Below are 10,667 nucleotides of genomic sequence, written 5' to 3'. Positions count from 1 at the left end.
CGCCGGGCTCAGCCCCAGTAGTCGTCCATCGCCTCGGCGCCGGCCTCGCTGTCGTCGAGACCCGTTGGGGTACGCCGCTCGGTGACGGTGAGGCGACCCCGGTAGAAGAGCATGGGGCGGCCCGACTCGCCGTCCTCGAGGTCGAGCACGCGCCCGACGACGACGTCGTGGTCACCCGCGACGTGCACCTGCTCCACCGAGCAGTGCACGCGCATCAGCACGCCGGGCAGGCTCGGGCCACCGTGCTCCGAGCGAACCCACTCCAGGCCCTCGAAGCGCGCGCCGTCGGACGAGCCGAACCGCGCGATCAGCTCACGCTGGTCGTGGCGCAGGACGTTGACGGTGAACCGGCCCTGCTCGCGCATGCGTGGCCAGGACCGGCCACGGTGGTCGGCGCAGAAGAGCACGAGCGGCGGGTGCAGCGACACCGACGCGAAGGACTGGCAGGCGAAACCCACCGGGGCGCCGTCCGCGGCGAAGCCGGTCACGACCGTCACTCCGGTGGCGAAGTGGCCGAGCGCGTGCCGCATCCGCGCCGGCGTCGGCTGGCCGGTCATCCGAGACCCTCACCGTGGTCGGGCTCCCGTGCCTCGCCGAAGGCCTGGACGAGCGCTGCCAGCCGCGAGGCCTCACGGTCGGCCACCGGGCCGTCGGCCTTCTGGATGGCCATGACGGCGACGGTGTCGCCGTCCTCGAGGTCGAGGCTCACCCACGGCTCGCCACCGCCGAACTGCACGCGGACGATCTCTGGCCACTGCAGCGTCCGGGTCAGCACCAGGTTGCGCACCACGAGGCCGGCACGGCTCGGCACCGCGACGATCGAGGCGTAGCGCCAGGCGATGAAGGCGATGAGCACGCCGAGACCGAAGAACATCAGCCCGTCCCCGGGGCCCCAACCCGAGTCGCCCTGGCTGGACAGGACCACGGCGATGGCGCCGAAGACGACGAGCGCGGCCCACATGGCGCCCAGGGCGACGGCTCGGCCGCGCCTCGAGCGGAAGGGCGCCAGGGCGTCGGGGGCCGGCTGCGCCCCCGGCTGCGGTGCAGGTCTGCGGCTCACCGGGTCACGCCCGTCGCCGCACGGTCATGGCCGAGCCCCGCGGTCACAGCCGGCAGGCCGCGATGTCGGTCACCAGGATAGCCCGGGCGCCGAGGTCGTAGAGCTCGTCCATGAGCCGGTTGCGCCCGATCCGCGGCACCATGGCGCGCACGGCCACCCACGAGTCGTCCTGCATCGGGGAGACCGTCGGCGACTCGAGTCCGGGCGTCAGCTCGCACGCCTTGTCCACGAGGTCCTTGGGGCAGTCGTAGTCGAGCATGACGTACGTCCGCGCCGTGATGACACCGGCGATGCGGCGCTGGAGCACCTCGATGGCCTGGTCCTCCCCCGGGCGGTCGCCGCGGATGAGCACCGCCTCCGAGCACAGGATCGGCTCGCCGAAGACCTCGAGGCCCTGCTGTCGCAACGTCGTCCCGGTCTCGACCACGTCGGCGATGCAGTCCGCGACGCCGAGGGTGATCGCCGTCTCGACGGCGCCGTCGAGACGCACGACCTCCGCCGCCAGCCCACGGGAGGCGAGGTCGGCGCGCACGAGACCGGCATACGACGTCGCGACCCGCTTGCCGGCGATGTCAGCGACGGTGGCCACGAGACCGGGCCTGCCGGCATACCGGAACGTCGAGGACCCGAAGCCCAGCGACATGACCTCGACGGCGGCGGAGCCGGAGTCGAGCAGCAGGTCGCGGCCGGTGACACCGGCGTCGACGGTGCCCGAGCCGACGTAGACGGCGATGTCACGGGGGCGCAGGTAGAAGAACTCGACCTCGTTCTCGGCGTCGGTGACGACGAGCTCCTTGCTGTCACGACGGGTGCGGTAGCCCGCCTCGCGCAGCAGCTCGACGGTCGCGTCGGACAGGGAGCCCTTGTTGGGCACGGCGATTCGCAGCATGGCGGTGGAGGTCCTCAGAGGTGGGAGTAGACGTCGTCGAGCGAGATGCCCTTGGCGAGCATGAGGACCTGCAGGTGGTAGAGCAGCTGGCTGATCTCCTCGGCGGCCTCGTCGTTCGACTCGTACTCGGCGGCCATCCACACCTCGGCCGCTTCCTCGACGATCTTCTTGCCGATCGCGTGGACGCCGGCGTCGAGCTGCGCGACGGTGCCCGAACCCTCGGGCCGGGTCTGCGCCTTCTCGGCCAGCTCGGCATACAGCTGCTCAAAGCTCTTCACGGTGCCCCAGCCTACGGGCCGGCCGGACGTGCCCCCGACGGTGCTCACGACGGTGCTCACGACGGTGCTCACGACGGTGCTCACGACATGCTGGCGACACGCTCACGAGGTGGCGACGCCGCGCAGCGCGACGACGGTCGCGACGGCGGCCGACGCTGCCTCGTGGCCCTTGTCCTCGGCGGAGCCCGGCAGCCCCGCGCGGTCGAGAGCCTGGGCCTCGTCGTCGCACGTCAGCACCCCGAAACCGATCGGGGTCGCCGTGCGCACCGAGACGTCCGTGATCCCGACGGTCGCCGCCTGGCACACGTAGTCGAAGTGCGGCGTGCCGCCCCGGATGACGACGCCCAGCGCCACGAGCGCGTCGTAGCGCCCCGCGAGCGACGCGCAGGCCACGGGCAGCTCGAAGGTGCCCGGCACGCGGACGACGTCAACGGACGGCACACCGGCGTCGGCGAGACCGCGACGGGCCCCGTCGAGCAGGCCGTCCATCACCTGCTGGTGCCAGCTCGCCGCGACGACCGCGACCCGCAGCCCCGTGCCGTGGGTCGTGATGGTGGGGGCGCCGTCCCTCATGCCGTCTCCTTGCCGCCGCGGTGGTGCTCGCTCGGCACCGGGATGTCGTGACCCAGGCGCTCGCGCTTGGTCGTGAGGTACCGCTCGTTGTGCTCGCCCATCGGCGTGAGGAGCCGCTCGACCGCGACGACGTCGAGGCCGAGGGTGCGCAGGCCCGCGACCTTCTTCGGGTTGTTCGTCAGCAGGACCACCTGCGTCGCGCCGAGGTCGTGCAGGATCGCCGCGCCGGCGGCGTACTCCCTCGCGTCGACGGGGAGCCCGAGCGCCGTCTGCGCGTCGACGGTGTCGGCGCCCTCGTCCTGCTGGGCGTACGCGCGCAGCTTGTCCACGAGGCCGACTCCGCGGCCCTCGTGGCCGCCGAGGTAGACGACGACGCCGCCCTCGCGGCCGACGCGCGCCAGCGAGGCCTGCAGCTGGGGCCCGCAGTCGCAGCGCAGGGACCCGAACGCGTCGCCGGTCAGGCACTCCGAGTGCAGGCGGGTCACGACGGGACCGTGGTCGAGGCGGCCGCGCAGCCCGCGCGGGCTGACCAGGGCTACGTGTTCGTCGCCCGTGAGGGTGTCGCGGTAGCCGTGGGCGGTGAAGGTGCCGTGCACGGTCGGGATGCGAGTGGTCGCGAGCCGCTCGACGCGGTCGAGGCGCTGGCGGTGGCCGACGAGCTGCTCGATCGTGATGACCGGGAGGTCGAACTCGCGCCCGAGCGCCACCACGGCGTCGAAGCGCATCATCGTGCCGTCGTCGTGGACGAGCTCGCCGATGACGCCGACGGGCGACAGCCCCGCGAGCCGGGTGAGGTCGACGGCCGCCTCCGTGTGACCCGGGCGCGTCAGCACCCCGCCGGGGCGGGCACGCAGCGGGAGGATGTGCCCGGGCCGGATGAGGTCGGCAGGTGCGGAGTCGGGGTCGGCGAGCACCTGCGCGGTCCGGAGCCGGTCGGCAGCACTGATGCCGGTGCTGATGCCGGACGCGGCGTCGACAGACACCGTGTAGGCCGTGCGCAGCGGGTCGCGGTTCTCGGCGACCATGAGCGGCAGCTCGAGCCCGTCGGCGACCTCGCCGGGCATCGGGGCGCAGAGGTAGCCGGACGAGTGCCGGATGGTCCACGCCATCCACTCCTCGGTGCCCGTCTGCGCCGCGAGCACCAGGTCGCCCTCGTTCTCGCGGTCCTCGTCGTCGAGGACGAGGACCGGGCGGCCCGCCCGGAGTGCGTCGAACGCCTCCTCGACCGTCGAGAGCCCGCTCATGACGCGACCTCCTGTCGGTGGTTCAGCAGTCGTTCGACGTACTTGGCGATGACGTCGACCTCGAGGTTGACGACGTCACCGACTCCCTTGTGGCCCAAGGTGGTCAGGTCCAGGGTCGTCGGGATGAGGGACACCCCGAACGTGTCGTCGCCCACGTGCGCCACCGTGAGCGACACCCCGTCCACGGTGATGGAGCCCTTCTCGACCACGTATGCCGCGAGGTCGGGTGGGAGGGTGAAGTCCACCGTCTCCCAGCGGTCCCCGGGCGTGCGCGCCGTGATGGTGGCGGTGCCGTCCACGTGCCCCTGCACGACGTGGCCGCCGAACCGGCCGTCGGCGGGCATGGCGCGCTCGAGGTTGACCCGGTCACCCGGAGCAAGGGCGCCGAGGCTGCTCCGCTCGAGGGTCTCGGCCATGACGTCGACGGTGAAGCCGGTCCCGTCGTGCTCCGTGACGGTGAGGCACACGCCGTTGACGGCGATGGAGGCGCCGTGCGTGGCGTCCGAGACCACGAGCGGCCCCTCGATGCGCAGCACCGCCGAGGCGCTGCCGTGGTCGATGCCGGCGACGGTGCCGAGCTCCTCGACGATTCCGGTGAACATGGATGTCTCCCTCAGGGTCTCTCAGGCAGGTGGAGGTCGGTGGTGGCGTCGTCGCGCGCGGGGACGGCGTGGATGCGGACATCTCCCCCGACCACTGCGACGTCGACGAGTCGCAGCCGGAGGGCGTCCGCGATGGTGTGGATGCCGAGGTCGACGACCGTGGCGCGTCCGGCTCCGAGGAGCGCGGGGGCGACGTACGCGTAGACGTCGTCGACGAGCCCGGCGCGGAGGAAGGCTGCGGCCAGGGTCGGGCCTCCCTCCAGCCAGACGTCGCGAACGCCCTTGTGCCACAAACTGTCCAGAGCCTCACGCGGGTCACGCGTCACCAGCCGGACGACGGTTCCGGGACCGTCGTGCACCCGGGCTCCCTCGAGGAGGTCGCGCAGACCCATCACCACCCGGAGGGGCTGGTGCGGCGCGACCCTGCCGTCCGGCATACGTACGGTGAGCCGGGGGTCGTCCGTCAGCGCGGTGCCGGTGCCGACGAGCACGGCGTCGCGGGTGGCCCGCAGCTCGTGGACGTCGGCGCGCGCCTCCTCCCCCGTGATCCACTGGCTCGTGCCGTCCGCGGCCGCGCTCCGGCCGTCGAGCGTCGTCGCGAGCTTCCACGTCACGAGGGGACGGCCGAGGACGACGGTACGGGCCCAGCGCGCGTTGAGGGCGGCCGCCTCGTCGGCGAGCACGCCTGCGGACACCTGGACGCCGGCGGCCTGCAGCCGCTCGGCCCCGCCGGCCGCGTCGGGGTTCGGGTCGGACTGGGCGAAGACGACGCGCGCCACGCCGGCCGCGACCAGGAGGTCGGTGCACGGACCGGTGCGTCCGGTGTGGGAGCACGGCTCGAGCGTCACGTAGGCGGTGGCGCCCCGAGCCGCGGCGCCCGCCGCCCGCAGGGCCCCCACCTCGGCGTGCGGCGTACCGGCGCCGTCGTGGAACCCCTCGCCCACCACGGTGCCGCCCGCCGCGACGACGACGCAGCCGACGCGTGGGTTCGGGTCGGGCCACGGGCCGGACGCGGCGAGCCGCAGGGCCCGCCGCATCCACGTCGACGCGGACGTCTCACCCATGGATCAGCCCGGCGTTCAGCGGGACGACCCGGCGAGCTCGGGCTCGACGTCGCCCTGCTCGACCCCCCGGGAGACCTTGACCCACTGGGTGAAGCCGTAGAGGACGAAGAGGCCGTAGAAGGTGTAGAGCACGGCGGTCGGCACGTAGTCGGTGGCGAAGGCGAAGGGGACTCCGACGAGGTCGACACCGATCCAGGCCAGCCAGAACTCGTTCCAGCCGCGCGCCATCGCGTACGTCGCGACGATGGAGCCGACGAAGATCCAGGCGTCGCACCAGTAGAACCACCAGTCGGGGGTGAAGAACGGGTTCGGCGAGAGGTTCCACAGCCAGACGAAGGCCTGGTGGACGACGACGGTGCCGATGAGCCAGAACGCGACGACGGCGAGCCGCTCGCGCCCCGTCGCCCAGCGTGGCGTGATGGCCACGCCCCCGGCGTCGTTCGCGTGGTTGAGCCGGCGCACCTTCGCCCAGCGCCACCAGCCGTAGATGCTCGTGACGATGAAGAAGACCTGCCGCCCGGCCTGCCCGAAGAGCGGGATGCGCTCGTCAGCCCCGAACACCGCGCCGAGGTAGACGAAGAACAGCATGATGTTCGCGAGGATCCCGACGGGCCAGGCCGCCACCCAGCGGCGCATGCCGAGGTAGGCCGAGGCGAGCCCGATCAGGACGCCGATCAGCTCCAGCCAGTGCAGCTGGTAGGACCCGAACGGGATGGTCGCGTCGATGGCCTGTTGGAAGACGTTCTTCGTCTGGTCGGCCAGAGCTAGAGCCTGCATGTGGTGTTCGTCCTTGGTGGTTCGTCGGTTCACGGACGAACTCCGGGGTACTCCACACGCCCACGTGGTCGGGGCCGCGCCTGACGATGCCGACGGCCCAGGCCACGACGGCCTGTCTCGTGCTGCCTCCCATCCGGACTTTCACCGTCGGTCCCGGAGTTTCACCAGGTCAACCGGCCGCTGGATGCGGTCGGGTCGCGGACTGTAACCGCCGGCTCGGAATTACACCGACCCCGGAGCACGTACAGCCAGTATGCACCCGCCCGTGCGGCAGGCGCACACCGCGACGTCGTGACGGCGCCCACGCCGTGGCTGCCGTCCGTGGCGCCGCGTCAGTTCGCCCCCTCAGTGGTGGTGCCGGGCGGCCAGCGTGCGCAGCTGGTCGACCGCGTCCCCGGCGTCCTCGGCGCCGTAGACGGCCGAGCCCGCGACGAAGACGTCGGCGCCCGCGTCGGCACACTGCTCGATGGTCTGAGCGCTCACGCCCCCGTCGACCTGGACCCAGATCTCGCCGCCGTGCCGGCGGACGGCCTCGCGCACCTGCCGCACCTTGGCCATCTGGTCGGCCATGAACGACTGCCCGCCGAAGCCCGGCTCGACGGTCATGACCAGCACCATGTCGAGGTCTTTCAGCAGCTCCTCGTAGGGGGCGAAGTCGGTGCCGGGCTTGAGCGCCATCGCGGCGCGCGCCCCGGCCGCGCGCAGCGTCCGGGCGAGGGCGCGCGGGTCGCGGGCGGCCTCCACGTGGAAGGTGACGGACTGGCAGCCGGCCTCCGCGTAGCCGGGCGCCCACCGGTCGGGGTCCTCGATCATGAGGTGCGCGTCGATCGGGACCGGGCTGACCTTCAGCAGGGCCTCGACGACGGGCAGGCCGAGCGTCAGGTTGGGCACGAAGTGGGCGTCCATGACGTCGACGTGGGCCCAGTCCGCGTTGGCGATGCGGCCGAGCTCGGCCGCGAGGTTGGCGAAGTCGGCGGACAGGATGCTCGGTGAGATCTGCACGCGCACAGCCTAGGGGCGGTGATCTCCGAGCCGACCGCCCCCATCGAGGTCGTGCCTGTCGTATGCCGTCGCGGGGGTCCTGCTCGCCCGCGCCCTTCCGGGACGGCGGGTTCGAGGAGTCGTCAGCGCTTGCGCAGGAGGGCGAAGAACATGGCGTCGGTGCCGTGCAGGTGTGGCCACAGCTGGACGAACGGGCCATCCCCAAGACCGGGCAGCTGCTGCCCGGACGGGTCGACGAAGAGGGGACGGGCATCCACGAGCTCGACGTCGTCGCGGTTCCTGAGGGCGTCGGTGACGACGAAGCGGGTCTCGTTGAGGTGCGGGCTGCAGGTGGCGTAGCCGACCAGGCCGCCCGGTGCGGTCGCGTCGATGCCGGAGGCGAGCAGCTCGCGCTGCAGTCCGGCGAGAGCCGCGACGTCGCCCGCGGTGCGCCGCCACCGCGCCTCGGGCCGCCGGCGCAGGGCGCCGAGGCCGGTGCACGGCGCGTCGATGAGGACGCGGCTGAAGCCTGCCGGCTCGACCTCGCCGAGGTCGCGCCCGTCGCCGTGTCGCACCTTGAGGCTCACGTCACGCTCGCGGGCCTCGGCGCGCGCGGCAGCCAGCGTCTGCCATACCAGGTCCGCACGGTGTTCGCTGATCTCGTTGGCCACGAACGGGATCCGTCGCTGGATGGCGAGGGCCGCGAGCAGTCCGGCCTTGCCGCCGGGACCTGCGCAGAGGTCGAGCCAGCGCTCGTGCGCGGTTGCGTCCCCCTCGACGTCGGCGGCGGTCAGCGCGAGGACGAGCAGCTGCGAGCCCTCGTCCTGCACCGCTGCGCGCCCCTCGCGTACGGCGGCGATCGCGCCGGGGTCGCCTTCCGGGAGGGTGGCACCCACCGGACTGAGGCCTGAACGGTCGGCGCCCGCGTCCACGAGCTCGTCGACGGAGGCGAGGCCCGGACGCGCGGCGAGCGACACCTTCGCGGGCGCGTTGTCGCTCTCGAGGAGGGCGGTCAGCGAACCCTCCACTGCGTCGGGCTGCGCGGTGCCGTGCCCGATGAGCGCGGCCCGCAGCGCCTTGGCGATCCACAGCGGGTGGGAGGTGCGCAGCGCGAGGCGTTCGACGGGGCCGGAGACGCCCTCGCTGACGAGGTCGACCCACTCGTCCGGCTCTCGCTCGCTGATGCGGCGCAGGACGGCGTTGACGAAGCCGGCCGCACCGGCACCGTTGACCTGCCGGGCCAGGGCGACCGTCTCGTCGACCGCGGCGTGGGTCGGCACGCGCATGCCGAGCAGCTGGTGGGCGCCGAGCCGCAGCGTGTCGAGCACGTTCGAGTCGATCTTGTCCACGGGGCGGCCGGCGGCTAAGGCGATGATGGCGTCGTAGAGGCCCGACAGGCGCGTCGCGCCGTAGACGAGCTCGGTGGCGAAACCCGCGTCGCGCCCACGGATACCCTTCTCGCGCAACAGCTTCGGCAGGGCGAGGTTGGCGTAGGCGCCGTCGGCGACCTCGCGCATCGCCGTGTAGGCGGCCAGCCGTGGGGCGTCGGTGCGTCGGGCCCGTTCAGAAGGTCGCTGCTCCGAGCGGTGGCGGGCCGAGCGCTCGCGCGCCGGCGGCCGCTGCCGCTCGCCGCGCCGCCCGTCGCCGCGGCCGCCCTCTCCACCCGACCGGCGGCCCGGAGCTCCTCCGTCGCCCCTCTGGTCACTCATCGCCGAGCCCCTCTCCCTCCTTGACCCGCGTCCCACGGGCCCAGTCGGCTGCTGACATCGGCTTCTTCCCGTGCGCCTGCACCGTGCCGAGCCGGACGGGCCCGGTGCCGGTGCCGACGAACACGGCCTTCTTGGTGACCAGCAGCCGGCCGGCCACCAACGGGTGCCCGACCGGGAGCTCCTCGCCCGCGACGACGCCCACGGGCGACACCTTGAGCCGCTCCCCACGGAACGTCGTCCAGGCGCCGGGCGCGGGGGTGCATCCCCGGACGAGCCGGTCGACGGCGGACGCCGGCCGCGTCCAGACGATGCGTGCGTCCTCCACCTCGATCTTGGGCGCCGACGAGACCCCGTCCGACGGCTGGGGCACGGCGACCAGGTCGCCCGACTCGAGCCCGTCCAGCGTCGCGACGAGCAGGTCCGCGCCGGCTGTCGACAGCCGGCCGAGCAGGTCACCGGCGGTGTCCGTCGGCCGGATGCGCTCGGTCATCACCCCGAGCACGGGCCCCGTGTCGAGCCCGCGCTCGATGACGAAGGTGGAGGCGCCCGTCATCTCGTCACCGGCCATGATGGCGTGCTGCACGGGGGCGGCACCGCGCCAGGCGGGGAGGAGGGAGAAGTGCAGGTTGATCCACCCGAGGCGCGGGATGGTCAGGGCCACGGGCGGGATGAGGTTGCCGTAGGCGACCACCGGGCAGGCGTCGGGGGCGAGAGCGCCCAGGGCGTCGAGGAAGTCGGGGTCCTTGACTCTCGTCGGGGTCAGCACCGGGACGCCCAGCTCCTCGGCACGACGGCGCACCGGTGAGGGCTCCAGGCGTCGGCCCCGGCCCGCAGGGGCGTCCGGGCGGGTGACCACGCCGACGAGCTCGTGGCTCGAGGCCGCGACGGCCTCGAGGCTCGGCACCGCCGCCTCCGGGGTGCCGGCGAAGACGACTCTCACGTCACATCGCCCGGCCGAAGGTCGAGTGCGGGCTGATCCGCACCTCCGGCGGGTTGTCCGCGAACCACTCGGCCTCGCGGATGGCGCGCATCGCCTCACGGCGCGCCTGCGTGTCGAGCCGGTCGACGAAGAGCACTCCGTCGAGGTGGTCGGTCTCGTGCTGGACGCACCGGGCGAGCAGCGCCGTGCCCTCGAGCACGACGGGCTCGCCGTGCATGTTCTGCCCCTTCGCCACCACGGACAGGGCGCGCCTGGTGTCGAAGGCGAGACCGGGGATCGACAGGCAGCCCTCGGGGCCCCCCTGCTCGTCGTCCGACAGGTCGAGCACCGGGTTGACGAGGTGGCCCAGCACACCGTCGACCCAGTACGTGAAGACGCGCAGGCCCACCCCGATCTGCGGCGCTGCCAGGCCGACGCCGGGCGCGTCCAGCATGGTGTCCTCGAGATCCTTGACGAGCACGCGCAGCTGCTTGTCGAAGTCGGTCACCTCGGCTGCGGCGGTGCGCAGGACCGGGTCACCGAAGAGTCGGATGTCCTTGATCGACACTGG

At 73.0% G+C, this 10,667-nt stretch carries 13 protein-coding genes and 1 riboswitch; all 13 genes read right to left on the bottom strand.

Annotated elements, in window-relative coordinates:
• Positions 1-8: 8 nt before the first annotated feature.
• The 13 genes from ABD194_RS04785 to def all read right to left on the bottom strand — a co-directional run bounded on the left by ABD194_RS04785 (position 9) and on the right by def (position 10,664).
• On the bottom strand, positions 9-557 hold the full coding sequence (locus ABD194_RS04785; protein WP_343988459.1) for a flavin reductase family protein: 549 nt from the start codon (positions 555-557) through the stop codon (positions 9-11).
• Entirely contained in the window at positions 554-1,060 is a 507-nt protein-coding gene (locus ABD194_RS04780) for a PH domain-containing protein (protein ID WP_343988456.1), read from the bottom strand. The genes ABD194_RS04785 and ABD194_RS04780 overlap by 4 nt, the downstream gene beginning before the upstream one ends.
• 43 nt (positions 1,061-1,103) lie before the next feature.
• Positions 1,104-1,949, bottom strand: coding sequence for an ATP phosphoribosyltransferase (gene hisG, locus ABD194_RS04775; protein ID WP_343988453.1), 846 nt, complete (start codon positions 1,947-1,949; stop codon positions 1,104-1,106).
• 14 nt (positions 1,950-1,963) lie between these two features.
• Positions 1,964-2,227 (bottom strand): phosphoribosyl-ATP diphosphatase, encoded by a 264-nt coding sequence (locus ABD194_RS04770; RefSeq protein WP_343988450.1) that lies wholly within the window; start codon positions 2,225-2,227, stop codon positions 1,964-1,966.
• A 102-nt stretch (positions 2,228-2,329) separates the two neighbouring features.
• Entirely contained in the window at positions 2,330-2,800 is a 471-nt protein-coding gene (ribH, locus tag ABD194_RS04765; protein ID WP_343988447.1) for a 6,7-dimethyl-8-ribityllumazine synthase, read from the bottom strand.
• Entirely contained in the window at positions 2,797-4,044 is a 1,248-nt protein-coding gene (gene ribB / locus ABD194_RS04760; RefSeq protein WP_343988444.1) for a 3,4-dihydroxy-2-butanone-4-phosphate synthase, read from the bottom strand. The genes ribH and ribB overlap by 4 nt, the downstream gene beginning before the upstream one ends.
• A complete protein-coding gene (locus ABD194_RS04755) occupies positions 4,041-4,646 on the bottom strand; it encodes a riboflavin synthase (protein WP_343988441.1) in 606 nt (201 codons plus the stop codon). The genes ribB and ABD194_RS04755 overlap by 4 nt, the downstream gene beginning before the upstream one ends.
• An 11-nt stretch (positions 4,647-4,657) precedes the next feature.
• Positions 4,658-5,710 carry a bifunctional diaminohydroxyphosphoribosylaminopyrimidine deaminase/5-amino-6-(5-phosphoribosylamino)uracil reductase RibD gene (ribD, locus tag ABD194_RS04750; protein ID WP_343988438.1) on the bottom strand — a complete coding sequence of 351 codons (1,053 nt, stop codon included), beginning with the start codon at positions 5,708-5,710 and terminating at the stop codon, positions 4,658-4,660.
• Between the two features lie 15 nt (positions 5,711-5,725).
• A complete protein-coding gene (gene pnuC, locus ABD194_RS04745; RefSeq protein ID WP_425579948.1) occupies positions 5,726-6,520 on the bottom strand; it encodes a nicotinamide riboside transporter PnuC in 795 nt (264 codons plus the stop codon).
• 83 nt (positions 6,521-6,603) lie between these two features.
• Positions 6,604-6,732, bottom strand: a riboswitch (FMN riboswitch).
• A 100-nt stretch (positions 6,733-6,832) separates the two neighbouring features.
• On the bottom strand, positions 6,833-7,489 hold the full coding sequence (rpe, locus tag ABD194_RS04740) for a ribulose-phosphate 3-epimerase (protein WP_343988435.1): 657 nt from the start codon (positions 7,487-7,489) through the stop codon (positions 6,833-6,835).
• A gap of 122 nt (positions 7,490-7,611) precedes the next feature.
• Positions 7,612-9,177 (bottom strand): RsmB/NOP family class I SAM-dependent RNA methyltransferase, encoded by a 1,566-nt coding sequence (locus ABD194_RS04735; RefSeq protein WP_343988432.1) that lies wholly within the window; start codon positions 9,175-9,177, stop codon positions 7,612-7,614.
• Positions 9,170-10,117 carry a methionyl-tRNA formyltransferase gene (fmt, locus tag ABD194_RS04730; protein WP_343988429.1) on the bottom strand — a complete coding sequence of 316 codons (948 nt, stop codon included), beginning with the start codon at positions 10,115-10,117 and terminating at the stop codon, positions 9,170-9,172. Before fmt ends, ABD194_RS04735 begins: the two co-directional genes overlap by 8 nt.
• A 1-nt stretch (position 10,118) precedes the next feature.
• Entirely contained in the window at positions 10,119-10,664 is a 546-nt protein-coding gene (gene def, locus ABD194_RS04725) for a peptide deformylase (RefSeq protein WP_343988426.1), read from the bottom strand.
• Between the last annotated feature and the right edge of the window lie 3 nt (positions 10,665-10,667).

This window comes from Terrabacter terrae (assembly GCF_039529575.1).
GTDB lineage: Bacteria > Actinomycetota > Actinomycetes > Actinomycetales > Dermatophilaceae > Terrabacter > Terrabacter terrae.
This window is presented reverse-complemented; position numbering and strand designations above follow the sequence as displayed.

Excerpts from the sequence above, each read along its gene's own strand:
- ABD194_RS04785 (WP_343988459.1), bottom strand. The coding sequence starts at position 557 with ATGACCGGCCAGCCGACGCCGGCGCGGATGCGGCACGCGCTCGGCCAC.
- hisG (WP_343988453.1), bottom strand. The coding sequence starts at position 1,949 with ATGCTGCGAATCGCCGTGCCCAACAAGGGCTCCCTGTCCGACGCGACC.
- ribH (WP_343988447.1), bottom strand. The coding sequence starts at position 2,800 with ATGAGGGACGGCGCCCCCACCATCACGACCCACGGCACGGGGCTGCGG.
- ribB (WP_343988444.1), bottom strand. The coding sequence starts at position 4,044 with ATGAGCGGGCTCTCGACGGTCGAGGAGGCGTTCGACGCACTCCGGGCG.
- ABD194_RS04755 (WP_343988441.1), bottom strand. The coding sequence starts at position 4,646 with ATGTTCACCGGAATCGTCGAGGAGCTCGGCACCGTCGCCGGCATCGAC.
- ribD (WP_343988438.1), bottom strand. The coding sequence starts at position 5,710 with ATGGGTGAGACGTCCGCGTCGACGTGGATGCGGCGGGCCCTGCGGCTC.
- ABD194_RS04735 (WP_343988432.1), bottom strand. The coding sequence starts at position 9,177 with ATGAGTGACCAGAGGGGCGACGGAGGAGCTCCGGGCCGCCGGTCGGGT.